Source organism: Saprospiraceae bacterium (genome assembly GCA_016709995.1).
Lineage (GTDB): Bacteria > Bacteroidota > Bacteroidia > Chitinophagales > Saprospiraceae > JADJLQ01.
The window spans coordinates 2,273,430-2,297,910 of the sequence record JADJLQ010000001.1; the positions used below are offsets into that span (position 1 = coordinate 2,273,430).

19 protein-coding genes, 1 other RNA gene and 1 pseudogene are annotated in these 24,481 nt (G+C 42.6%); 10 read left to right on the forward strand and 11 right to left on the reverse strand.

Annotated elements, in window-relative coordinates; translation table 11 throughout:
• Positions 1 to 2 precede the first annotated feature (2 nt).
• Together efp and IPJ09_09600 are read right to left on the reverse strand one after the other, a co-directional pair.
• On the reverse strand, positions 3 to 569 hold the full coding sequence (gene efp / locus IPJ09_09595; protein MBK7371678.1) for an elongation factor P: 567 nt from the start codon (positions 567 to 569) through the stop codon (positions 3 to 5).
• Between the two features lie 149 nt (positions 570 to 718).
• Positions 719 to 1,726: a ketoacyl-ACP synthase III gene (locus IPJ09_09600; protein MBK7371679.1), complete on the reverse strand. Its 1,008-nt coding sequence runs from the start codon at positions 1,724 to 1,726 to the stop codon at positions 719 to 721.
• 211 nt (positions 1,727 to 1,937) lie between these two features.
• On the opposite strand from IPJ09_09600, the gene IPJ09_09605 reads away from it, so the two are divergent.
• Positions 1,938 to 2,894: a thioredoxin family protein gene (locus IPJ09_09605; protein ID MBK7371680.1), complete on the forward strand. Its 957-nt coding sequence runs from the start codon at positions 1,938 to 1,940 to the stop codon at positions 2,892 to 2,894.
• A gap of 168 nt (positions 2,895 to 3,062) precedes the next feature.
• Positions 3,063 to 7,643 (forward strand): gliding motility-associated C-terminal domain-containing protein, encoded by a 4,581-nt coding sequence (locus IPJ09_09610; protein ID MBK7371681.1) that lies wholly within the window; start codon positions 3,063 to 3,065, stop codon positions 7,641 to 7,643.
• A gap of 68 nt (positions 7,644 to 7,711) precedes the next feature.
• Here the strand turns inward: IPJ09_09610 and IPJ09_09615 are convergent, their stop codons facing one another.
• Complete coding sequence (locus IPJ09_09615) at positions 7,712 to 10,783, reverse strand: HAMP domain-containing histidine kinase (protein MBK7371682.1); 3,072 nt, start codon at positions 10,781 to 10,783, stop codon at positions 7,712 to 7,714.
• 127 nt (positions 10,784 to 10,910) lie between these two features.
• On the opposite strand from IPJ09_09615, the gene rnpB reads away from it, so the two are divergent.
• Positions 10,911 to 11,338: RNase P RNA component class A (gene rnpB, locus IPJ09_09620), an RNA gene on the forward strand.
• A 148-nt stretch (positions 11,339 to 11,486) separates the two neighbouring features.
• Here the strand turns inward: rnpB and IPJ09_09625 are convergent.
• Positions 11,487 to 11,798, reverse strand: coding sequence for an XRE family transcriptional regulator (locus IPJ09_09625; GenBank protein ID MBK7371683.1), 312 nt, complete (start codon positions 11,796 to 11,798; stop codon positions 11,487 to 11,489).
• Positions 11,795 to 12,157 (reverse strand): annotated as a pseudogene (locus tag IPJ09_09630) (type II toxin-antitoxin system RelE/ParE family toxin). The gene IPJ09_09625 and the pseudogene IPJ09_09630 overlap by 4 nt, the downstream one beginning before the upstream one ends.
• Before the next feature lie 191 nt (positions 12,158 to 12,348).
• On the opposite strand from IPJ09_09630, the gene IPJ09_09635 reads away from it, so the two are divergent.
• Positions 12,349 to 12,792, forward strand: a complete 444-nt coding sequence (locus IPJ09_09635; GenBank protein ID MBK7371684.1) for a GNAT family N-acetyltransferase — start codon at positions 12,349 to 12,351, stop codon at positions 12,790 to 12,792.
• 18 nt (positions 12,793 to 12,810) lie between these two features.
• On the opposite strand, the gene IPJ09_09640 is transcribed toward IPJ09_09635, so the two are convergent.
• Complete coding sequence (locus tag IPJ09_09640; protein ID MBK7371685.1) at positions 12,811 to 14,130, reverse strand: PhoH family protein; 1,320 nt, start codon at positions 14,128 to 14,130, stop codon at positions 12,811 to 12,813.
• A gap of 634 nt (positions 14,131 to 14,764) precedes the next feature.
• On the opposite strand from IPJ09_09640, the gene IPJ09_09645 reads away from it, so the two are divergent.
• Both IPJ09_09645 and IPJ09_09650 read left to right on the forward strand, forming a co-directional pair.
• Positions 14,765 to 15,136, forward strand: coding sequence for a cupin domain-containing protein (locus IPJ09_09645; protein MBK7371686.1), 372 nt, complete (start codon positions 14,765 to 14,767; stop codon positions 15,134 to 15,136).
• Between the two features lie 86 nt (positions 15,137 to 15,222).
• Positions 15,223 to 16,329, forward strand: coding sequence for a sorbosone dehydrogenase family protein (locus IPJ09_09650; protein ID MBK7371687.1), 1,107 nt, complete (start codon positions 15,223 to 15,225; stop codon positions 16,327 to 16,329).
• A 4-nt stretch (positions 16,330 to 16,333) separates the two neighbouring features.
• On the opposite strand, the gene IPJ09_09655 is transcribed toward IPJ09_09650, so the two are convergent.
• From IPJ09_09655 to IPJ09_09675, 5 genes are all read right to left on the reverse strand, one after another.
• Positions 16,334 to 17,449 carry a hypothetical protein gene (locus tag IPJ09_09655; protein MBK7371688.1) on the reverse strand — a complete coding sequence of 372 codons (1,116 nt, stop codon included), beginning with the start codon at positions 17,447 to 17,449 and terminating at the stop codon, positions 16,334 to 16,336.
• Positions 17,430 to 18,008, reverse strand: a complete 579-nt coding sequence (locus IPJ09_09660) for a hypothetical protein (GenBank protein ID MBK7371689.1) — start codon at positions 18,006 to 18,008, stop codon at positions 17,430 to 17,432. The genes IPJ09_09655 and IPJ09_09660 overlap by 20 nt, the downstream gene beginning before the upstream one ends.
• Before the next feature lie 14 nt (positions 18,009 to 18,022).
• The gene (locus IPJ09_09665) at positions 18,023 to 18,571 is read right to left on the reverse strand and encodes a sigma-70 family RNA polymerase sigma factor (GenBank protein MBK7371690.1); all 549 of its coding nucleotides are present in this window, start codon (positions 18,569 to 18,571) and stop codon (positions 18,023 to 18,025) included.
• A 53-nt stretch (positions 18,572 to 18,624) separates the two neighbouring features.
• Positions 18,625 to 18,816: a hypothetical protein gene (locus IPJ09_09670; GenBank protein ID MBK7371691.1), complete on the reverse strand. Its 192-nt coding sequence runs from the start codon at positions 18,814 to 18,816 to the stop codon at positions 18,625 to 18,627.
• 313 nt (positions 18,817 to 19,129) lie between these two features.
• Positions 19,130 to 20,641, reverse strand: coding sequence for a glutamate--tRNA ligase (locus IPJ09_09675; protein ID MBK7371692.1), 1,512 nt, complete (start codon positions 20,639 to 20,641; stop codon positions 19,130 to 19,132).
• Positions 20,642 to 20,834: 193 nt separating this feature from the next.
• Here IPJ09_09675 and IPJ09_09680 point away from each other — a divergent pair, with 193 nt between their 5' ends.
• From IPJ09_09680 to IPJ09_09695, 4 genes are all read left to right on the forward strand, one after another.
• A complete protein-coding gene (locus IPJ09_09680; protein ID MBK7371693.1) occupies positions 20,835 to 21,503 on the forward strand; it encodes a polysaccharide deacetylase family protein in 669 nt (222 codons plus the stop codon).
• Positions 21,504 to 21,643: 140 nt separating this feature from the next.
• Positions 21,644 to 22,897: a PP2C family protein-serine/threonine phosphatase gene (locus IPJ09_09685; protein ID MBK7371694.1), complete on the forward strand. Its 1,254-nt coding sequence runs from the start codon at positions 21,644 to 21,646 to the stop codon at positions 22,895 to 22,897.
• 15 nt (positions 22,898 to 22,912) lie between these two features.
• Positions 22,913 to 23,734, forward strand: coding sequence for an NINE protein (locus IPJ09_09690; GenBank protein ID MBK7371695.1), 822 nt, complete (start codon positions 22,913 to 22,915; stop codon positions 23,732 to 23,734).
• 61 nt (positions 23,735 to 23,795) lie between these two features.
• Positions 23,796 to 24,452 (forward strand): CBS domain-containing protein, encoded by a 657-nt coding sequence (locus IPJ09_09695; GenBank protein ID MBK7371696.1) that lies wholly within the window; start codon positions 23,796 to 23,798, stop codon positions 24,450 to 24,452.
• The last annotated feature ends 29 nt before the right edge of the window (positions 24,453 to 24,481 follow it).

Consider the following 24,481-nt stretch of genomic DNA (forward strand, 5'->3'; position numbering starts at 1 on the left):
GACTAGTTTTTTACTCGTTCAATATACGACCTATTCTGAGTATCTATTTTTATTTTATCACCTTCATTCACAAATAAAGGGACTTTGATTTCTGCTCCGGTTTCCAATTTAGCAGGCTTCAGGGCATTGGTTGCCGTGTCTCCTTTTATCCCCGGCTCTGTATACACGACTTCGAGTATCATAAATGGCGGCAAACTGACACTGAGTGGGGTCTCATTTTCGGCATGAAACAAGATTTCGACATCCATACCTTCCTTTAGAAACTCGATGCCATCGATCATGCCATCCTGGATCAATACCTGGTCATAATTTTCATTATTCATAAAATTGTAACCCTGGTCGTCTTTGTAAAGAAACTGGTATTTGCGTCGCTCCATCCGCACTTCGTCATATTTGGTTCCTGCTGAAAAGGAATATTCAATAGTCTTACCGGTAGTCATACTTTTGAGCTTGGTGCGCACAAAAGCAGCACTACGGGCACTTTTGACATGTTGAAACTCGATCACAGACCACAAATCATTGTTGTGATTGAGACACATACCATTTCTAATTTCTGTAGTAAAAGCCATATTTTTTTATCTTTTAGCGGCCGCAAAGATAAGAATATGATTGGTAATTATCCAATTAGCTGGTGGAATAAGCCTATAAGGTAATAAATTGAATAAAGTATTAACTTACAAATACTTACACCTGATTCGAACAGTAAAACAGGTTTTTTTTATTGCTTTTTACCATCATAAGCCCAGGTCAAAAGGATGGCTCCCCAGGTGTATCCCCCTCCAAAAGCAGTGAGCACGAGTTTATCCCCTTCTTTGAGCTGCGATTCATACTCCCACAGACATAATGGGATAGTAGCGGCAGTCGTATTGCCGTATTTGTGAATATTGATCATGACTTTTTCCAGGGGAAAATCCAACATCTCTGCCACTGCTTTGATGATACGCTGATTTGCCTGGTGAGGAACTATCCAATCGATATCTGCAGACTGATGCCCGGCTTTGCTGATCACTTCCTTCACTGCCTCCGCCATGCCTTTGACCGCAGCTTTGAATACCACTTTGCCATCCTGCCACACATAATGTTCTTTATTGGTCACCGTTTCGATAGAAGGTGGTCGCAGTGAGCCGCCTGACTTTATACGCAACATATCTTTGCCTCCTGCATCACCATGGAGCGATATCTCCTCGATCCCAAAATCATTGAGCGAAGGCTCCAGCAATACGGCTCCGGCGCCATCTCCAAACAAAATACAGGTGGATCGGTCGGTATAATCGGTGATGGTAGACATTTTATCACTGCCCACCACGATTACTTTGCGATGCATGCCTGATTTGACAAACTGTGTACCGGTAGCCAAAGCAAACAAAAATCCTGAGCAAGCGGCATTGAGGTCAAATCCATAGGCATGGTTGATCCCACTCAGCTTACAGATTTGATTGGCCGTATCCGGGACTACATAATCTCCGGTCACGGTCGCGCAAATCAATAACTCCACATCATCAGGATTGGTATTGGTTTTTTTGAGCAAACCTTTTACCGCTTCGGCTCCCATAAATGCAGCAGCCTTGTCCGGGTCTTTCAGGATCCTTCTTTCGCGGATACCTACCCGCTCCATGATCCAGGCATCATTGGTGTCTACCAGGGTTTCGAGGTCTTTATTGGTCAATATATCATCAGGTACATACCCTTCAATGCCAGTGATGGCCACCGTAATATCTCCACTCATGTCACAAATGTATAAAATATTCGGATTCGCCGGCTATCTGATAAAATAATATTAAATTATTTTATAACTTATATTTTATTAATAATCAGCATTTTATAATTGTATTAAAATAAATATAACCAAAACTGGTACGCTAATTGCTGATATAATGTCGATGAGGTTTTTATACCTATACGATCATAATTAATAATTTAAACCAAAGGAGGCAATCATGAAAACAATTAAATGGATAGGATCGGTGATCTTGATCTTTATATTTGTAGGCCATCTGGCTGCAGAACAAGCAGAGGTCATATTCTTCAATGGGACAGTAGAATCTGCCAGGGAGAAAGCCAGGAATGAATCCAAGCTTTATTTCATCGAATTTTATGCGAAATGGTGTGACCCATGTAAGTGGATGGATGAACATACTTTTAAAAATACGGCCTTGTCATCCTATGTTGATGCCAATTATGTACCCGTCAAAGTAGATGTAGAAAACATCGATGGCTTTGTGTGGAAACAAAAGTATAAAGTACAATATCTGCCCACGATCATCATACTCAATGGGGAGGGCAATATGCTTGGCAAATATGAAAAAAGCCTGGCTGCCAGTGATCTGCTTAAAATATTACAAAATCATAGGTCTGCTTATAGGGAGGCTGAGTCTTTATCTGGTGTATCCGGCACGAACAATGGCACTGCTACTTTGGCTTCCAGCCAGAATGCGGCTAATTATTCTGCTGTACCTGTTAAAACCACCACCACCGAAAGTGCCAAGCCGGCATTTATCACGGTACACAGAGAGCCTGGTCTCCCTAAAGCAACTGAAGTGGCTAAAAATACCAAACCAACTACGGCAACGATTCCTGCTAAAACTGTCTCGCCCAAAAAGAAGGTAGCCTCAGCTCCGGCTGATGGCGGCAGTGCAGACCAATATCGAATCCAGGTAGGGGTGTATTCTGATGCTGCCAATGTGTTTAATGAAGTGAATAAATTGAAAAAAGAATTTAACCAGACTGTGCAGGTTTTTAACCAAAAAAATAAAGAAACCAATGCGGTCCTTTATAAAATCACCGTGGGCAAGTTTGCGACTCGCGAGGAGGCGGCCTCTTTTGTAGAGGTGCTCAAAGCCAAAGGGGTCAATGGCGTGATCCGACACATGTCAGATCTGGAGCCAAAGTCTTAAAGTCTAACAAGGTTTTACTAACAAAAAATTTAAGATCGCTTTTATCATAATAAGGTAAAGGCGATCATCGTTTAGAAGAATACTGTGTTAAAATTGGATCTAGTCTGGGTGCTTGATTACCTTTGCGGTTCTAATCCCAGCGACCCGATCCACATTATATTTAATCCAATGAATAGCCGTCCAACTTTTTACCTATTATTCATTTTATTTTTTTGTTTTTTTTCTGTTTCCGCCCAAAGACCTGAAGCCATGCGCTTTGAAGGCATCCTCGGCACTTCCTCCGGTTTTAGGTCTGCCCCTTGTGTTGGCACCAGTGCCGGCACCTTCAAAATCACCCCTAACACACTAAATAAGTCTAATAATATTAAGTATCTCTGCTTTGGAGATCGATTGAATATCGTACATAATCAGGATGTTTTGTTTCAGGGGGATCCAAAACCCTCAACTACGCCTGGAATCGGTTATGCATTCTATGATTGCAAGCCCACTATAGATGGTCCAAGCCTTACAACTGTCCTGACTGATTTATGTCTTAATAAAAAATCGCCCATCATCGTTAATGGGTCACCGGTAAATCAAAAACAAGGAATGTGGATTTCGAAAGGACAAGCCAATGGTAATATAGAATTTAATAATGATGGCTTTCTGCAAGCAGCTTATAACAATGGCAAACCTGTGCAATTTTGGTTTGCCGCTATCACTTTAGACAATTTTGCTAACGATACCATTTTTGGAAAAAACGCTGCCGGGGTAGCTGGAGCATGTATCGCAGTCAACAAAGACTCTGCATTCTCCGTGGTATATCTCAATGCCTTGGCCCTGACCAATGTCACCGCACAAAACAATGGAACTAATAATTACACCGGTACTTTCACCATCACCGGTGGTCTGCCTGAGTTTGATCCTGCTGCCAACTATACCCGAATCTCTATCCTCAATAACAAGGACGCCAATCTCATCGGTCGCCTTACCAATGGACCAGCCACCAATGGCAAACCCATGACTTTCTCCGTACCTCAGCCTGGCACCTACGACATCCTCATAGAAGACATCAACGGCTGCTCCATCACTGAAAGGATCACCATCATGGAAGATCCCGGTCTGATCAAACTGGGATGTATGGATGGAAATATCGGCCAGGAGGTATGTTATCCGATTTCTATTGGCAGGATACCTGACCTTACCGCCGCTCAATTTACTGTAGGTTTTAATCCCCAGGCTTTGGAGTACGTTGGTGCAAAAAACTTAAACCCTATTCTACAGACTACTATAGATAATGTAATCGTAACCAATTCCCTGGCTCAGGGATTTATCAAATTTTTCTGGGTAGATTTTAACCTTAACTCCTACGATTTTACCAATGAATCTCCACTGGTGGAGCTATGCTTTAAAATAAAAGGTCCTCCCGGCCCTAATACAGTGAGGATATTACCCAATCCGGGCCCAACACTACCCAGGCTGGAACTCTCTGATGCAGATGGCAACTCTATCCCTTTAACCACCGCTACCGGAAGTGTTTTTGATTGTACCATGAATATCAATCCTTCTTCTAACCTGGATGCCTATTATTCACAGTGTGGACAGACTTTGTTTGGCCAGGTTTTTGGAGGTACCGGCCCCTACTCCACTATCTATAAATTGATCGCTAATCCGACTGTCACGGATACCGTCAATTTTGCCCAAGCTACCGCACCAATGCAGATATTTTCTAATCTTGCTTCAGGTGCCTACGAGCTTATCTCCAAAGATGCGACCGGCTCATCCGTGATCGACACATTTACCATCAGTTCAGCCATTACAGATATTTCGATAGATTTCAGTAATCGGGACAATATCTCTTGTAAAGGTAAGGATGGTCGCATTTTGGCCATAGCATCTGGCGGAACTCCTGTGTATCGATTCGAATGGTCTACCAATAGTGTCAGTGATCGCATTACCAACCTCACACCAGGCACTTATACTGTCAAAATCACCGATGCGCAAGGATGTGTAAAAACGGACAGTGTGACCTTAATCAATGAAGGCGTACAAGCAGCCTATACCATCGATAGACTGCCCCGGTGTAGCGGAGTCAATGATGGCAGAGTCCTTGCCAATCCTTCAGGTGCATTTCCTCCCTTTCTAGCCAATTGGGAAGGACCAGGGACACAAATCGGCAATTCCTTTACATCGGTGGGTGAACTTCCAGTTCGCTTAATTATCAATGATGCCAGAGGCTGTTCAGACACTACCGCCTATTTTACCCTGATGCCGCAAAAACGTATAGATCTATCACTAACTGTAGACAATCCTCGATGTTATGGCAATACAGATGGTCGACTGAGAATAGGAAGAAGCTTTTCGGATGGCTCTACCATGACCGGTGACCAGGTGACCCTCTCTACTCCCTCCGGTAGCGTCAAAACGGATAACCTGAGACCAGCCATCTTTAATGATCTCCAGGCAGATATCTTTAATGTCAGGGTGGCAGAAAGTTCAGGCTGTTTTGTTGACACAGTGATAAACCTGGTGCAGCCCAATCCACTCGACACCATCAATGTGGTCGTCAAACCGGAGTCATGTTTTCCTGGCAAAGACGGTCAGATATCTATACCACTGATTGGTGGTACCGGACCTTATAGATATACGTGGAATGACATTCCTGATGATGTAAGTACCAGGACCGGGCTTACCTCAGGATCTTACAGCGTCAATATCACAGATGCTAATAATTGTGTGGCCAATTTTGATGCTACCAACCTGCTGGCATTTTCTTTCACGCTCCCCACTTTCCCTGTCACCATTGATACGACCAAAATCTTGTGTTTTGGAGGCACTGCTACCCTCACTGCAAGGCCTATAACCCAATACTCTATCAAGTCGTATGTCTGGAGTACCGGTGATACCCTGCAGACAGCCAAGAATGTACCTGGCAATATCAAGACCTGGGTCAACGTATTTGACTCGGTCGGCTGTAAAGGCACAGACACTATTATTTTATCCCAACCCCAACGACTTTCACTCATAGACTCTAATATCTTTAACAATCCATGTCCCGGACTGGATCAGGGCAGGATCAATCTGCTGGCTGACGGGGGTACTGGCCCCTACACCTATACGATGAATAATGGGCCTACACAAAATTTTGGCACTTATACACGCCTGGTGTCTGGAAAATATACCATCACCATCACAGATGCCAATCAATGCCCCAGCCTGGTAGTGAATACTGAGCTTATAGAACCTCCTAAAATAGTGGGGGTCTTCGACACCACTGCTTTCAGGGGAGTCAAATGTGCTGGCACCGGGGATTGTACCGGTCAGGCTCGCCTCCTGGTATCAGGTGGTACTGATCCGCAAAACAATTTTTTGATCAGTTGGGCTTCGGGAGAGAAATCACTTGGTGCTGTCATAGCTGTAGCAGATAGCTTGTGCGCTGGTAATCAATCCGTTCGCATCACCGACGGCAATGGTTGTAGTACCTCTCTTTCGTTTAACATCTCCTCACCCACCGCTATCATACGTGATCCGATACGGACCGCAGTCAATGATATCATCTGCTTTGGACAAAGTAACGGATCCGTCAATTATATTGCTTTTGGAGGCACTTCTCCTTATAAATATCTATGGAATGATAGTGATACCAATAGCATAAGGTCTGGCTTAAGCGCCGGCAGGTATGCTATCCTGGTTACAGATCTTAATAATTGTTCTTTTTTAGATTCCTTAGTCATCACAGAACCACCGGTATTAAATGTGACCCTCGATTCGATCAAGACCAGGCCGATCACCTGTCCCGGCTCTGATGATGGGCAGGTAGGTGTCAAGGTAGCCGGTGGCAACGCCGGCGCAATCGTTCACACCTGGACACCAAACTATCCCGATACCAATTTTATTCGTGGCGTAGTGCCTGGTGTATACGCTGTCATCGTCAGTGACAGCAAAGGATGTAAGGACACCTTGAATAATATCACCATGGCTGCTCCTCCTGACATCACTGCCAATCTTGCCGTTAATTTTATGCCCCGATGTGCAGGAGATACGGCCAATGTTTTCGTCACTTCAGTCAGTGGAGGCAACGGAGCCAGCTATTCTTACTCCATCAATAATGGCGGCAGTATACCTATAGCCAACTCTATTCCGCTCAAAGCCGGGGCGTATCAACTAACTATATTCGACAGAAAAGGATGTGCGCTGGATACCACGATTACCGTGACCGATCCCACCCGATTCAATGTTGACTTTGGGCCCGATAAAACAATTCGGCTTGGCGATAGCCTGGTGATCACCGTGGTAGGTAATAGCCCACTTTCAAAAGTCAATTGGCAAGACCTCGGCGAAGTCAATTGTCTTAATGCTGACTGTTCACTCATCAGCGTCAGTCCAAGCAGGAGTACTGTATTCAGTGGTACTGCTATCGATCAATCAGGCTGCAAGGCTACCAATGAAATCGCTATCACCGTAGACCAGCGGCGATCTGTATTTATACCGAATGCTTTCAGACCAGACCAATTGAGTGCCAACCAGGATTTTAGATTCTTTAGTGGGTCCGGAGTGATCGCGATCCGCGCAGGCCGCATCTTCAATCGTTGGGGTGACCTCGTATCATCTGTTCAAAACCTGGGTCCGGATCCGGGAGGAGTGGTCATTTGGGATGGAAGGTTCAAAGGATCATCTGCTGAACCTGGGGTATATGTATATATGATTGATGTGGAGTTTTCTGATGGTGTCAGATTGATCTACAAAGGTGATGTAACTTTGATCAGGTAATATGCAGCAACCTCCCGCTTATACCGGCAGGTCTTTACTTCCCATGTCGACACTCCATTGAAATAAGCCTATAAGACTACCCGCTGTTCTTCATGAAAATTAGCTGCCATATGCATAAGGGGGAGTTCGATAAAAAACTCAGTGCCTACATTTTCGTAGGTATTGAAAAATATATGGCCATTGCATGAGTCGATGATATCCCGCACGATAGCCAGGCCCAGGCCGGTACCGGAGTTTTTCGTTGTGAAATTGGGATAAAATACTTTGTCTTTCATCGAATCCGGGATACCGCAACCATTGTCAGATACTTTTACGATCGCACGTTCATCCTGTTTGTAGAGCATGATCTCTATCCTACCCCGCCGGCCAAGCGGGATCGCCTGGATGGCATTTTTGATCAGATTGGTCAATACCCGGATGATATGGTTTTTGTCCGCAAACACATAGATCTCGTCAATCGGTACCCGCAGGTGGATATCCATATCTTCTCTTTTACGGAATAGATCGTGGGTAGAGGTGACTACTTCGTTGAGGGCTAATTTTTCATTTTCAGGAGCAGGCAGTTTGGCAAAGTTTGAAAATTCAGAAGCGATCTTGGATAGATTTTCGATTTGTTCGATCAGGGTCTGTGTCACTCGTTTTACCAAGGCCGGTATTTCATCCTGCTCCGTGCGTTGAATCGAATTTTGGAGGTGCTGCGTGATCAACTTCATCGGCGTGAGCGGATTTTTAATCTCGTGAGCGACCTGTTTAGCCATTTCTCTCCAGGCGGTCTCCCGCTCTGTCAGGGCCAGCATGCGGGTACTGCGATCCAACTCCTGGATCATTTCATTATAGTTCCTGATCAGCGCTCCGAGCTCGTCCTGATGATTCCATTCAAGTCTTTGGTTGGTACCGCCGATCTGGATTTGAGTCAACTTCGAACTGAGTATCGTCAGTGGTTTGGCGATTGAATTGGCCACGATCATGGATATCAGCACGATCAGTACCAGTAAGAATACATATACATTGAGTAAGGCCCCTAAGAAATCGTTTAATCTTCGTTTGAACTGCGTCCCGATATAAGGCGTATTGTTCTTTAAATAATATGTCTTATGGTCTACCAGGATGGTCTTGTAGCCCTCAAGGTCGCGTGCCTGTGCCTGCCTGACATTTGCGAGTTGGTTATATGGCATCCGCTCCGACTGGTCAGGCTGCATGAGTCCCTGCGCATCATATACCTGGATCTGATTGTTATAAGAATTGCCGGAGGTGAGGATATCTCGCACGACATATTCATCGCCTTCGACCAATTGATTGAGATCCGGCTGCCAGACAGTAGCATTTTTCTTGATATAAAATATAATGACCACAGCGATGAGTAAAAACGAACAAATACTCATGACCAGCATGGATATCTGTATCCGGTACCTTAGCGTCTTGTGTGAGGGGAAAAACTTGAACACTGAAAACGAAAACCATTTCAGTTTTTTATTGAGCAGGGCTATTCCAACCAATAGAATATTGAATAAAATAAATATGTAAGAAAAAAAAGACAGCGCTTTAAATAATTGATTTGATTTTTTATAGAGGTAAAATCCGGTATGGTCGTCCAGGCTCGTGTAGACAGCGTGTCGGGAAGGATCTGGTATATGCCTATTGGCCTGGGTAATATTTTGATTGGCTTCAGCATCGACATACTGCAACTCATAGAGCGCCAGGTAGGCTGAACTCGATTCTTGCTGATTGAGTTGTTTTCTCAAAAATGACTCCTGGTAAGAAGGAGGTATATTATTGGCCTGGTATAGTTTTGTTTTTAAAGCATTGGCTAGGTGTATGCGTTGATCCCACTCTTTCTCCATATGAAACTGGTACAAGAGTGATGAAATCAGGATCGAACCGGTCATGGTCCATATCAGGTACCATGCAGCATGAGGTTTAAAATAATCTATAAAAAGATCCAGCAAGGTCAGATAGGCAGCCAGGCCTATTAATAATCCCATTGGAAGCTTTACAGGCAATACCCACAATAATCCAAACACCAGGGATAGGGCAGTACTGTTGATCAACCATCTCTCTTTGGCACTGAGACCCAGGTGCCGGATGATGCGCAGCAGATGCAAGTCCAGTACAAACAATGCTATCGCCAGTAACAGGATGCCCATCAAAGCCAATATGCTCCGCACATCCAGGTAAAAGATATATTCAAAATCAAAGGAAAGTCCGGAGCCCATCACCAACTGTCTGAATGCATGCAGCATGACCACAGCGGACAGATAGACCATACCATAATTGAGCAAGGCTATACCAAGGTTGGACTTACCTACTTTATGAAAATAATTGGGCTTGACAAAGGATCTGATAAACCACACCAGGGTGCACAACATTCCAATATTGATCATCAAATCTCCCAGCGTAGGGCTCAGCAGAGATGGGTTCACCCGATCATCAAATAAAATCACTTTATTTAGGGTCACAGAACGGAGCAAGTATAGACTGCCGAGCCTCACAGAAAATATCGCTCCTGCCAGTATCAACAGGGAGGATATCATACCTTGCCGTGACAATATATCTAAGCTGATATTTTTAATCCCCGTGACTGCAAAAACCAAACCCAACACATAGAGGAGGACCACTATCCATTGTAGCCATTCTGGCAAATCCTGATTGATGTCTACGAGGTGACTTTGGCTGCGATCCGGCGAAAAGATCTGATATTTTTGACCAGGGTTGTTTTCGTTGACTATGGTCCTCATTATTGGTATGCCGATGATATGCTTTAGATCATTTCTGACAGTGGATTGAAAAAAATACCAGGAGTCCTTATGAGGCAAAAAAGAAGATGAAAGAGAGGCCCCTGTGATCTCGCCCGGAGGAGTGATGTCATTCCAATAAATCATTGAATCATGGTCAACAACATAATACAAGATGGATTGACGACTATACCATTCTCCTAAAGTAGCCGGATCACCAAATTGATTCAACGCCTCCATAGCATGCAGGTTGGTCTTATCCAAATCCAATTGAATAGACGCTGTACTTTGGCTTATGGGCGACCTGGATACCACATATTGTTTTACCAGGAGGATCCCCACCCAACATGCCAATGAATAGAGCAGATACCTGTATTTGACGATCATGACTGTTAAAATCGAATGCAATATATTAAATATTATCAATATGTATTAGTCTTTATAAATCAATTATTTATATTGTTAATTTATATATACTTTTTAAATCAATATGTATCCATCCTTACCAAGTGCTTCGAGGGGTGTACTTTTGTGTCTTGCAGGCCGATCTATCGTCCCGACAGCAATGGCGGGGAGGAAAGTCCGGACAACGCAGGGCAACACACCACGTAACGCGTGGGTCTCAAAGCGATTTGAGAACAGATAGGGTCACAGAAAATAACCGGCCTGGGGTAAAACCCGTGCTAAGGGTGAAAATGTGTGGTAAGAGCACACGGTCTCGTCAGGTAACTAATGAGGCGGATAAACCTTGTGTGTTGAAATGTCATGTATACCATGGTTGGTGGCGATACCGGGCAACCGGGGTCGCTGCGAGTTGGGCGGCCCGTTCAACTGTGTCTGACACATCCATGGAGGGTAGGCAGCTAGAATCCCGATCGTGAGGCCGGGATCCAGATAAATGATAGATCAGGGGCGAGGTAAACTCGCCTTGGACAGAATCCGGCTTACAGGCCTGCAATTTTTTTTTCTTCCAAATTAAATGCTCATACCACAAATAGTTATTTTGCGATATACCCATTTAAGCCAAATCGATTCAGATCGATAGAAAAGTGAAGCATTTAGCAAAAGTTTAAGTTTGCTTGACTAAAATAACAAGAAAATTGACCTCTGATTACAAGGGTAGATTTTCAATTTTCACCATCTGATCATTAGGCATTCTGATATTGATTTCCAACTTACAGCCCAATGCTTCCACATATTTTTTAAGTGTAGAAAGATGCATATCATGCCGCTTTTCAAGGTTAGAAATGTTTACTTGTTTTACTCCTTGCTTAAAAGCTATATCTGTTTGAGTAAACCCAAGATCCTTTCTCAATGCTTGCAGTGTTTTGTATTCACTGATCATTTTATCGGCCTTTAGTTTTATGACTTTTTGCCTGTCTTTTGGAAGGATTTTGATTACTTCATTTAATGTAATACTCATGATTTATTCCTCTTTAAATTGGTTATGTATTTCTCAAATCTATAATCTGCTACCTTAATTAGTTTTTTATAAAATCGCGTCTGGTTCTTCCCTTTTTTATCGCCGCCGAATAATAAGATGGCTTTACGTTCTGGATCAAAAGCAAAAGCTATTCTTCACACCCCTGGATTGGCATCGATTCTCAACTCTTTCAAATTGGTATGAGAAGCGCCAATCAAAATATCAACATGAGGCCTTCCTAACATCGGTCCAAATGTTTCAAGCAGTTTTGCTTTCGCTACTATGTTATCTTGCACATCTTCTTCAAAGGCCATAAACTCCTTAAAAAAATCTTCTTGGAATTCTACCACCCACTTCATAGTACAAATATAGCATTAAAGTTATATAATGTCAAGACTATAAAAACAAAGTGTGGATGCCAATATGGTTCCTTCCCTACCATGTGCTTTGGGGGGTGTATTTTTGTGTCTTGGCAGGCCTATCTATCGTCCCGACAGCAAGAGCGATTGGAGTAGCATAGATAATTGATTTACATAGAAATAAATAGCCAATGGACCTAATTATACGCCATCACAAAACTTCTGAACTTCCCCAAATATTTGCGCTCATCACCGAGCTATCGTTCTTCGAAAAAGTGCCTGATCAGCTGACCAATACCCTTGAATTAATGGAGTCAGAAAAAGACCATTTTTATGCTTTTGTCGCAGTGACGCCTGATGAGGAAGTGGTCGGATATGCCACTTACAATACCGTATACTACACCTGGTCAGGCAAATCTATTTATATGGATGATCTGTATGTCAAGTCAAGTCACCGGAGTCAGGGTATAGGATCACAACTGATCCAGGCTGTGATCAACCATGCAAAAGGTAGTGGTTGCCACAAAGTACGATGGCAGGTATCCGAATGGAATGCTCCTGCTATAGCTTTTTATAAAAAATTAGGTGCCGAGATCAATGCTGTGGAAAAGAACTGTGATCTGATGTTGAAGTAATACCGCTATGCGAGGTACTCATAGCAATTTATTCGCCAGGTTAGCCAGTTCTGATCGCTCTCCTTTCTCCAGCTTGATATGCGCAAACAAAGGCTGCCCCTTCAATTTATCAATGATATAAGTCAGGCCATTACTCCGCTCATCCATATAAGGCGTATCGATCTGGTGTATATCCCCTGTAAACACGATTTTGGTGCCCTCCCCTGCGCGTGTGATGATCGTCTTGATCTCGTGTGGGGTCAGATTTTGAGCTTCGTCTACGATAAAAAAAACATTGCTCAGGGAGCGGCCCCTGATAAAGGTCAGTGCAGTGACTTCCAGCTTGCCGGATTCTTTAAGTTGGTCCATCACAGCGCCTTTTTTGCTGGTATCCTTGTGTTGAGATTTGATGAATTTTAGATTGTCCCATAAGGGCATCATGTAGGGTGCGATCTTATCATCCGCATCGCCAGGCAAAAAACCGATCTCTTTATTGCTCAGGGGCACAATCGGTCTTGATAATATGATTTGTTCATATTTATTCATTTGCTCCAAAGCGGCTGCCAATGCCAGGATCGTTTTTCCCGTACCGGCTACTCCCTGGAGGGCAACCAACCTGATATCATCATTGAGCATAGCGTCGATGGCAAAAGCCTGCTCGGCATTTTTGGGTTTGATACCATAGACATAATTTTTTTCGACTTTGATGATACTGTCCGATTGTTGATCATATCTGACCAGGGCACTGTGGGTGCAATTATTGAGGATATAATATCCATTGGCTACTTTATTGCCCAGTAGGATATTGTTTTCCTTGATAGAAGTTTTAGCATAGATGTCCTGTATGATCCTGGCATCAAGGTTGCTGAGGGTATGTGATCCTTCGGACACCGCATTCAAATCTGCTACTTTGCCGGTCCGGTAATCTTCTGCCTCGAGGCCCAGGGCCTTAGCCTTGATTCTAAGGTTAATGTCTTTGGTCACCAGCACGACTTTCGATCGTTTGCTACTTTGAGCCAGTACGATCGCAGCATTCAGAATTTTGTGATCCAGCTTATCCCCTCCATAGATCAATTCTGCATCGATTGCTTTATCGACATTATTGCTGTTGAATATTTTTAACCTCCCTACCCCTTTGCCTCTCGCTATCCATTCAGTAGGGTTCCTGTTTTCTGACAGTTTGTCCAGGTACCGGATGACCTCCCGGGCTTCAAAATTTTTTGTGTCGTTACCTATCTTAAAATTATCCAACTCCTCCAGTACCGTAATCGGGATCACCACATCATTTTCTTGAAAATTAGACAGTGCATTGTGGTCAAAAAGCAACACGGAGGTATCCAGAACATAAATTTTGGGCATGTAATTTTAGTTTTAGATGAAAATAATATTAATGATAAATATAATGTATTATTAATTATATATCAGCTAAAATTTTGATCAAATAATACAAATTTAATAGTGGGAAATCTTTCGGTGACTATTCCCTCCTGACCTACCCCTGACCCCTAAAGGGGAACCATTGTTCCTGGCAGCAGTTGAAAATCTTATTTAACCCACCCAGGCATACCGAAATTTATTGCAATTATTTTTTCAAGCCATGTCTGACTATCAAACTTTTGTACTCTGATTTGCGGGAGGTCCCCCTTTAGGGGCTCAGGGGTAAAGAAGACAATTTTTGAAACCTTACTTCACACCTTTCTTTCCTGACCTACCCCTGACCCCTAAAGGGGAACCATTGTTCCTGGCAGCAGTTGAAAATCTTATTTAACCCACCTTGGCATACCAAAATTTATTGCAATTATTTTTTCAAGCCAAAGTCCGACTATAAAACTTTTGTACTCTGCCTTGAGGAGGTCCTCCTTTAGGGGCTCAGGGGTAAAGAAGACAATTTTTGAAACCTTACTTCACACCTTTCTTTACAACTCCCCCTGACCTGCCCTCAACCCTAATTAAAAAAGATCTTAATTTTAATCACGATAAAAAAATTACACACATGACACAGTCCATTTCCAAAGTAAATCTTGACCAAAAACTATCCCTATTCTCTGACTACTTCAATCCCAGAATCGTGGGTGAACTCAACAACCAACAAGTCAAACTGGTCAAATTTCAAGGCGAATTCGTCTGGCACAAGCATGACCACGAAGACGAACTTTTCCTGGTGATTCATGGGTCGTTTACGATGGAGCTAAGAGATCAGTCTATCGAGTTATATCCAGGCGAAATGCTGGTCGTACCCCGTGGTGTAGAACACAGACCCGTGGCAGAACACGAAGTGTCGATCTTGTTGTTCGAACCCGCTACTACACTCAATACCGGCGACGCCTCGAGTGAGCTGACCAAAGTAGTTTTAGAAAAAATCTGAACTTAAAGAAAGGCATCCTGATCCTTGCCCTGCAACTTAAATAGCTGACATCTGTCTAAGGCACTTACTTTTGCATCACGTAAACAATGACAAACATGACCATATTATTCATTTTGATTTCTTTATCCTGCAATTGGATAAATACTGCACCTCCCGTCCAGCTAGACAAAATCATCCTGCCACCTGGCTTTAAAATAGAAGTCTACGCCGAAAACATCAAAAATGCACGGTCTATGGCCCTCTCTCCGGATGGTACCCTTTTCGTCGGTACCCGGGATGGGGATAAGGTCCATGCCATCAAAGATCTTAATGGCGATCATAAAGCGGACAAGATCTATACCGTGGCAAGTGGATTAAAATCACCCAATGGGGTTGCCTTTAAAGATGGCGACCTATACATCGCTGAGATAAGCCGTATCTCTAAAATCTCCAATATAGAAAGTAAACTGGACAATCCCGGAGCCACTGAAACGATCTATGACAAGTACCCGACCGAAGGACATCATGGATGGAAATACATTGCTTTCGGTCCGGATGGAAAACTCTACGTGCCGGTAGGTGCTCCATGCAATATCTGTGAGCCCACCGAAGAAGTTTTTGCATCCATCACCCGCCTGGATGTCAAAACCAAGAAAATGGAGATTGTACAAAAAGGGATTCGCAATAGTGTCGGTATGGCCTGGCATCCTGATAATAAACAACTTTGGTTTACAGACAATGGTCGTGATTGGTTAGGAGATGATCAACCCTCCTGTGAATTAAATCATGCTACCGGCGATAATCAAAATTTTGGTTATCCCTATTGCCATCAGGGCGATATCGCTGATCCCGAATTTGGCCCCAAACATAACTGCAGTGAATTCATAGCTCCTGCTCAAAAACTAGGAGCTCATGTGGCCCCGCTTGGACTTGAATTCTATACCGGCAAACAATTTCCTTCCAATTACTCAAAACAAATACTGGTAGCAGAGCATGGCAGCTGGAACCGAAAAGTACCTCAGGGTTATCGCATCGCGCTCGTCAATTTGGATAAAAACCAACAGGTAACTTCTACATCTATCTTTGCAGAAGGCTGGCTTCAAAACGGTAAAGCCTGGGGCAGACCGGTAGATATAGAGCAAATGCCCGATGGCAGCATCCTGGTATCAGATGATTATGCCAATGTGATCTACCGGATCAGCTATCAGCTATAAAACACTAGTCTATCCTCAGACCACCATAAGACAAAGTCGCCGTGATGCGTCCGCCGGAATTTTCATTTTTGGTATAACCTCTGACCGTGGTAGAGGATGATTTTTCGACCAGGTAGGTGCTGTTAAAATTGCCGGTAGTTTTGACATCAGCATGACCACCATTGGCATCGAGTCTGTAATCAGCTCCGCCCGAATTGATGCGCACATCAGTATAAGATGATTTGATATCAATGGATTTGAATTCGGGTGACAGATCACGAATGATAATGTCGCCATAAGAAGTCGTAAAGGTAGATTGTCTTTTTACTTCACCGATGTCAAAATCACTATACGCCCCATTAGCATATATATCGTCTACCGCCCTGATGACGATATCATCATACCTGCTGTGAATGTCGATGGTTTTGATTTTGTCAGCGTGAAGATCCCCATAAGCACACTCAGCTTTGATGTCACCAGCCTCCTTCATCTTGATGTCTGAGTATTTAAAGTTAAGTGACCCATCTTGCATGCCTGCCATAGTGATATCTGAATACCGGAGATTGATTTTGCCATCTTTGATGTCCCCGATAGTACCGTCGCTATAAGCCAGGTCCAGATCCAGGTCGGCATTGACCCCTTCGAGACGGAGATGGCCATAGGAGACTTTGATATCTGAGTTGCGGTCCATGCGGTCCACGAAGGCATCTCCATATTTATGAGATAGTTTAAGATACTGATCTGTAGGCATATATACATCATAATTGATCTTATACGAAGAACTATTGGAATTGTCTATTCCAATCCAGCTTTTCCAATCCCACCAGCTTTTTGATGGGTTATTGATCACGGTCTCCGCTTTTATATAGGTATTGGTAGTGGTAAAATTGATATTGATTTTGTCAAATATTTCTTCCGCTCTGTCTTTAGAGTTGGTATTCGCCACAATATTGACATCAATGGTGACGATGTGTTTGTCCCAGGCATGTACCTTGGTAAATCCGTATTTGTTGATGAGCTCTACGGTGGCATCTGAGGGTACATCATATTCTTTGTGGTAGTTTTTGGTAAAGTCACCATCACTATCCCAAAGAGGTACAAACAGTAGCAGTAAAAAGGTTTTATAAACGAAGTGTATCATCTGTCAGTTTTTTTTCTGTTTTATTTAAATTTGATTGTTTCGACTCCTGTAGCTTTTCCAGGATTTTATTTAGAACATTTAGTTTTTGTTGGTATTGACGCATCATCTGTTTGATGAGGATATCCTGATCCTGGTCTGTATTTTTAAGCATCTCTAGCTTGAGCTCTGAAGAGACCTGATCTATCTGATTAAAATCCTCCAGGATAGTACTGTTAGGCTCATATTGTTTCAATTCCAAAAGTTTGGAATCTATCTGGCTGGTAAAATAACTGGTGGCTTCCTGAAACTCCCGACGCTCGGTTGGATTGTGAATGATAGCCGAGAGGTCTTTGTTATGACTGCTAAAATAGACCCCCATGCCAGCGCCAACAGATAACAAAATGAAGACAGAGGCTGCTATTTTAAGTATTTGTGGCACAATACGCTTCCAGGATATCACTTTGGCAGATCCGGACGGAAGACGCTTATCCAAAGCCTCCCAAATCTGCTTTGGAGGACCTTCTTCTTCGAATTCCTGGCGGTGATGCTTTATGTAATCTTTTAATTTGTCGTTTCCCATTTTCATTTATTATTTCAAGACATTAATTCTTTTAATTTGACTTTGGCTCTACTGTACTGAGACTTTGAAGTTTCTTCGGAAATGTTCAGAATCTCCCCTATCTCCTTGTGATCATATCCTTCAAACAAATACAAAGTCAATACAGTGCGATAACCATCTGGCAAGGCAGTCATTGCTTTTTTAATCTTTACTACCCTCAGATCCTGATCATCAAAATCAAATGATGGATCAGGCTCCGGATCGGGCTCTTGTGAAGTCAGCTCTATGAGATGCATCCGACGGCTCTTCAGCTTGTTGATACATCTATTGACTACTATGCGCTTTATCCAGGCGCCTAGTGTAGACTCGTACCGATAAGAATGCAAATGGGAGAAAACATCCACAAACGATTCTTGCAGCAGATCTTCTGCTTCTTCGGGCATAGTCATCATGCGCAGGCAAATATTGTACATCGCTTTCGAATATCGATCGTACAAAGCAGCCTGTGCTGAACGAAGACCAGATAAGCAGGATTCTACAAGAGCCTTTTCATCTGGTCTATCTCCCCAAGAGAAAGTGGACATTTATAATAATAAGGACGATAAGTTTTTAAAGGGGTTGCATCTACCCAAAAAAATTATTCTTCTTCAGAATCAGGAGCAGATTTGGGCTGGCCATCTTCTACCCTTTTATCCTGAAGGTGTTTGTTTAGAAAAGCATTGATATCATCTATATTCATATTGCTTTTAAGCTCTCCAAAAGGATTGATCTCTATATCAAACCCTTTGATTTCTTTGTGGACCTTATGCTGCGTTTTTTTCTTATTCATGCTTTAAATCATTAGAGTTTCTAAAGATATCATTGTTTGGTGATTTGGAGCAATAAATTAAAGGAGAGTCAATTACAAACTACTGACTGTCAATGCTATGCAACGGTATTACTTTGGTCAAAGATATCTTTCAAGTATTTAATCTGATGGCTGCTGATTCGGAAAATCCATTTTTCGTGGAATAACCATTTAACCCCATCAGGTTTTATAGAAACTGGTTTTGTGATACCGAATGGATCTTATGTCACCTTCCAATTTCTATCCTTTTCCACGTATCACTATGCAATTTAGGAAACTATCCGGCCAGGATTATTTAAGGGAGGCTGTCCATCAAAAGACCGATTCGCGTCAATCCATCCTGCTCCAATACCTCCAGCATCTGAAACACTGTAGGTCCCTGAAGACTCCCACATAGTCCCAATCTGAATAGCGGAAACACTTCCCCTGGTTTGAGCCCTAATTCTTTCATCATCTCCTTGGTGGAGGCTTCTAAAGTGACGGATTCATAAATCCCAAAAGAATGCAGTTGGGCCAATAATTGTTTTATTTTACCTTTTAGCTCTGGTCGCCAATGCTTTTGGATCGCTTCAGGATCTACATGTTGGGGCACCTCAAAGAAATAAGCTGCCTGCACAGCGATCTCATTTACTTTATATACCCTCTCTTTATAAAGCGCAACGATTTTAAGCAGCGTGTGATCATTTACCTCCCATCCATTGGCTGCAATATCTGATTTTACCCGATCGGCAATAGATTCATTGCTAAGCTGCCTCAGATATTGTTGATTGAACCATAGCGCTTTTTCAATGTCAAATCGAGCACCCGATTTGTGCACTTTATGTAAGTCAAATGCTGCTACCAATTCGTCCAGGCTAAATATTTCCTGATCCGTGCCTGGATTCCAACCCAGGAAGGCCAAAAAATTAATCAGGGCTTCAGGTTCCAGTCCAAACTCCCTAAATCCTATAAAACTATCTTCAGCGGTAGCACCTTGCCAGGACAATGGAAATACGGGAATGCCAAATTTTGCACCATCTCGTTTACTCAACTTTCCTTTGCCATCCGGCTTCATCAGCAAGGGAAGATGGGCGAAGGTTGGTGGACTCCATCCAAAAGCAGCATACAATAACAGGTGATGGGCAGTGCTGCTGAGCCACTCTTCGCCTCTGATCACGTGGGTGATCTCCATCATGTGGTCGTCTACGACATTGGCCATGTGATAGGTAGGCATACCATCGCTTTTGATCAAAATTTTGTCATCCAGCTCGGTACTATTAAATGTCACCTCGCCGCGGACGATGTCTTCAAAAGATATCAATTGGTCAGGCTCTACCAGCAATCTTACGACATATGGTGTCTTAAGATCAAGCAGAGCATCCACCTCCCCTTGGTTCAATGTGAGGCTATTACGCATAGTGCTTCTTACTGATGCATCATATTTTGGGGCCTGGATACCTTCATCTGTCAGACGCTGGCGCATCAGATCAAGGTCAGACTCTGTATCAAATGCATAATACGCTCGTCCTGATTGGATCAATTCTAATGCCTTTTGGTGATATATTTCCTTTCGTTCCGACTGCCGGTAAGGACCCTGATGTCCCCCATAACTTAACCCCTCCTGAGGCTCTATGCCACACCATTTTAATGATTCAAGGATATAATCTTCAGCCCCTGGTACGAAACGACCCTGATCGGTATCTTCGATTCGCAGTATAAAAATGCCAGAATTTTTTTTGGCAAATAAGTAATTATAGAGGGCAGTTCTTACACCTCCTATATGTAGAGCACCTGTTGGAGAGGGTGCAAATCTTACGCGAACAGACATCTATGAAAATTTTAGTTAAAAAATATATTAAAAAAATATTTAATATGAAAAACGAATTATACTTTTGTTGCAGTATTAAAATTGATAGTTTGAGGCAACGCATTTTCTTAACGGAGCGTTTAACCTATGACAAATTTAGTTTTTAATCCTACGATTGTAATCTCATTATCTCATGAACATATAATAGACAGTTATGTATTTGATCAAGACACCAAAATTAATTCAAAATTTTTTCCCCAATTTTATCTGGCATGTGCCCACAAAAGAAAAGGTCATCTTTCTCACTTTTGATGATGGGCCTATCCCTGAAGTCACTCCCTGGGTCCTGGAGGAGCTTGCCAGGTATAAAGCCAAAGCCACTTTCTTTTGCGTAGGCAACAATGTAAGACAACATCCTGATATCTTTCAAAAGATTATAGACCAGGGACATTCTGTTGGCAATCATACTTTTAATCATCTGAATGGTTGGCAGACTGACCACTTACCTTATTTCCATGATGTCCGCCATTGTGCTAACCTGGTACTCTCCTCCCTTTTCAGACCGCCCTTTGGCAGATTAAAACCTGCTCAGATCCAGTTTCTTCAAAGACATTATCGCATCATCATGTGGGATGTACTCAGTGGCGATTTTGATCAGGAGATCACTAAAGAGCAATGTCTGAGAAATGTAATCGATAATACAGTAGAGGGAAGTATTGTGGTATTTCACGACAGCATCAAAGCCAAAAAGAATCTTAGCTATGCTTTGCCTAAAGTTTTAGACTATTTTTCAAGGTTGGGCTATACATTTGAATGTCTTAGTCAGCATTCGATTCACCAGGGCATCTTCAAAAAACAAGAATCAGAGGTATCCCACTCTTAAGGCTTATCACCTGATCGATATTAATTCATATCTATTCGAAGGTGATTATCAGGCTTTTGTCCTGACACAATTGTGAATGTTTTATTAATTCAAGTCCTGTCACTCAGGCGACAATAAATTATTTGGTACATTAGCTTTATATGACAGAAGGAGGCTCCGTGCAAGCCGTACAACAGCTACGCAATCTTGAGCATCAGCTTTCACTCAAGCAGATGCAGATCCAGCGTCTGCTCAATATCACACAGGCTATCAATAATAATATGGTAGCCGAGGACCTCTATGCCATGTATCGCGAATTTTTGAGGTTTGAGATGGACATGTCCAAAGTACTCCTGCTGATCAAAGAAGGTCAGGACTGGCAGGTGGCTGTACAATTCAACTTAGAATCAGAATACGATATCCCAAAATTGTGTCCACTGTTAAATAAATTTCATTCTTTATATACTGTCAAAGACATAGATGACCCACAGCTTCATGAGTTTGACATCGTCATCCCGGTCTATCACAAAGAGCAAGCGATAGCGTATGCGCTGGTGACGGTATCCAATAAAGAGGACCTCTATCATAGGATTCAGTTTATCCAGACCATCACGAATATCATCGCTGTCGCTATTGAAAACAAACGATTGTTTCGTAACCAGGTGGAGCAGGAGCGAATGAATAAAGAGATAGAACTGGCCAAAGAAGTCCAAAATCTGCTCATCCCCCAATCTCTCCCCAAAGGCAAAAACTTTGAAGTGTCCAGCATCTACAAACCTCATTTTAATGTAGGTGGTGATTATTACGACTGCCTGACTATCGATAAAGGGCGGTACCTGATCTGCCTGGCAGATATCTCCGGCAAAGGAGTGTCTGCGGCACTGCTTATGTCTAATCTACAAGCCAATCTAAGGCAACTCACCAAACAATACTCTACACTAGAACATCTGGTCACTCAGTTGAACGAAGCTGTATTTTCAATAACCAAAGGAGATCGGTTTCTGACCTTTTTCATTGCAGAGATAGATCCTGCCAGAGGTGAAATACACTATATCAATTGTGGTCACATCTCCCCACTGCTATATAGTCACAAAGAAATCAAGCTGCTGTCTACCGGGAGCACTGTAGTCGGAGCCTTTGAAAAGCTTCCTTTTATTGAGCATGGCTACGAGCATGTAAATGAACCCTCTTTGTTATTGATATTTACGGACGGATTGACGGATCTGGTGAATCCTGCGCACGAATATTTTGAGATAGAGCAAATCGAAGCTTTTGTCCAAGAATATCATCATGAAGGAGCCACAGAGTTTAATCGCCAATTGATGGAACAGTTAGAAAAATTCAAAGGAAATCAGACTTTTCCCGACGATATCACCGTCCTTACCTGCAAAATTGATCCGAATGCTGTATCTTGACCCCTTGTTTTAAAGATGAAAAACAGAATTGTAGCTGGCCTTTTGGCTATATTTGGTGGCGCTGTTGGGGCTCATAAATTTTACCTGAGGAAGCCCGGGACTGGGATCTTTTACTTTTTTATGTTTATGGTTTTTCTCAATGCCAGGTTTCCTGTAATGTTTATGATCGGTTTGTTAGAAGGTCTGGGTTTGCTGATGATGTCTGACAATGAATTCAACAGGAGATATAATGGCGGTACTGCCCCTCAGGAAGGCCAATTTCCGTGGCAAAGACAGCAACAACAAGGAAGACAATTTCCGTGGCAACAACCTAATCCGGCGAGAACCCAATCCGCCCCACAGAATAGAACCTGGAAAAATGTAGAAGTGCCTGATTATAGCAACAGCCGTAGGAATATATTCAAAGAAAGCGCTTTGCGTAAGTACAAAGAATTTGATCTGGACGGTGCTATAGAAGATTTTCAAAAATCTTTGCAACAGGAGCCTCGTGATATTGCCACTCATTTTAATATAGCCTGTGCCTATTCTTTGACAGAGCAGGGAGAAAAAGCATATACCCATCTTTCCAAGGCAGTAGAAGCAGGGTTTACCGATTTTGAAAAAATCAATTCACACGACGACCTGGCTTATGTAAGAATACAACCTCAATGGGATGCATTCAAAGACAGTGGTTATCGTCGATTTGAGCCTTTTAAAAAAGATCCTTTTGAAACTCCAAAACCAGAACCGCAAAATGATTTACTTCTGGACCAACTAAATAAACTCAACGAACTAAGGCAAAAAGGCCTGATCTCTGATGCAGAATATGCTTTGGAGAAGAGAAGGCTAAATGAATAAATAACAAAACATTAATATCTGTCATTTGATGGATCTCGTCAATAATCCATAAAACCACGACATGATAGCATACGAATTAATTTCTGAAATCATCGAGCCTCTCACTCCGGACATGGATGGGGAGAAGGCCTTGCAAATGATGCAAAAATATGGGGTTCATCATCTTCCAGTGGTGGGGGATGAGGAATATTTTGGTTTGCTCAGCGAAGAAGAGATTTTAAAAAACAATATTGAGACCCAATTGGAAGCTTACCTCGGTGTGCTTTATGGTATCTACGCCAATAGAAATGAGCATCTGTTTGATGTAATGAAAAAAATCACGGAATCAGATTTGACTGCCATCGCAGTCCTGGACGATCAGAAAAAATACCTGGGTACTATCGTTCGTTCTGAATTATTCGAATATTATCATAAAAGTTTTGCCTGGTCGGAGCCGGGCAGCATTATTGTCCTCGAACTCAGCGAGGCGCAGTATAGCCTATCTGAGATATCCCATATTATAGAGGCAGAACAAGCTATGATCCTCAGCAGTATCATCAGCAGACCCACTGAAACTACGATTCTGCTCACCATCAAAGTAAACAAGCTGGATGTCTCCCGCATCGTAGCAGCACTAAGGAGATATGACTATGAAGTATCAGCATCTTTTTCAGAAGACGAAGTGGGAGATAATTTTAAAGAAAGATATGATGCCTTTATGCGTTATCTAGATGTCTGATATTGACACCAGATGAAGTATTTAATTTA

Bases quoted from the DNA above. Each gene is read 5' to 3' on its own strand.
- efp (MBK7371678.1), bottom strand. From the start codon at position 569: ATGGCTTTTACTACAGAAATTAGAAATGGTATGTGTCTCAATCACAAC.
- IPJ09_09600 (MBK7371679.1), bottom strand. From the start codon at position 1,726: ATGAGTGGAGATATTACGGTGGCCATCACTGGCATTGAAGGGTATGTA.
- IPJ09_09605 (MBK7371680.1), top strand. From the start codon at position 1,938: ATGAAAACAATTAAATGGATAGGATCGGTGATCTTGATCTTTATATTT.
- IPJ09_09610 (MBK7371681.1), top strand. From the start codon at position 3,063: ATGAATAGCCGTCCAACTTTTTACCTATTATTCATTTTATTTTTTTGT.
- IPJ09_09625 (MBK7371683.1), bottom strand. From the start codon at position 11,798: ATGAGTATTACATTAAATGAAGTAATCAAAATCCTTCCAAAAGACAGG.
- IPJ09_09635 (MBK7371684.1), top strand. From the start codon at position 12,349: ATGGACCTAATTATACGCCATCACAAAACTTCTGAACTTCCCCAAATA.
- IPJ09_09640 (MBK7371685.1), bottom strand. From the start codon at position 14,130: ATGCCCAAAATTTATGTTCTGGATACCTCCGTGTTGCTTTTTGACCAC.
- IPJ09_09645 (MBK7371686.1), top strand. From the start codon at position 14,765: ATGACACAGTCCATTTCCAAAGTAAATCTTGACCAAAAACTATCCCTA.
- IPJ09_09650 (MBK7371687.1), top strand. From the start codon at position 15,223: ATGACAAACATGACCATATTATTCATTTTGATTTCTTTATCCTGCAAT.
- IPJ09_09655 (MBK7371688.1), bottom strand. From the start codon at position 17,449: ATGATACACTTCGTTTATAAAACCTTTTTACTGCTACTGTTTGTACCT.
- IPJ09_09660 (MBK7371689.1), bottom strand. From the start codon at position 18,008: ATGGGAAACGACAAATTAAAAGATTACATAAAGCATCACCGCCAGGAA.
- IPJ09_09665 (MBK7371690.1), bottom strand. From the start codon at position 18,571: ATGTCCACTTTCTCTTGGGGAGATAGACCAGATGAAAAGGCTCTTGTA.
- IPJ09_09670 (MBK7371691.1), bottom strand. From the start codon at position 18,816: ATGAATAAGAAAAAAACGCAGCATAAGGTCCACAAAGAAATCAAAGGG.
- IPJ09_09675 (MBK7371692.1), bottom strand. From the start codon at position 20,641: ATGTCTGTTCGCGTAAGATTTGCACCCTCTCCAACAGGTGCTCTACAT.
- IPJ09_09680 (MBK7371693.1), top strand. From the start codon at position 20,835: ATGTATTTGATCAAGACACCAAAATTAATTCAAAATTTTTTCCCCAAT.
- IPJ09_09685 (MBK7371694.1), top strand. From the start codon at position 21,644: ATGACAGAAGGAGGCTCCGTGCAAGCCGTACAACAGCTACGCAATCTT.
- IPJ09_09690 (MBK7371695.1), top strand. From the start codon at position 22,913: ATGAAAAACAGAATTGTAGCTGGCCTTTTGGCTATATTTGGTGGCGCT.
- IPJ09_09695 (MBK7371696.1), top strand. From the start codon at position 23,796: ATGATAGCATACGAATTAATTTCTGAAATCATCGAGCCTCTCACTCCG.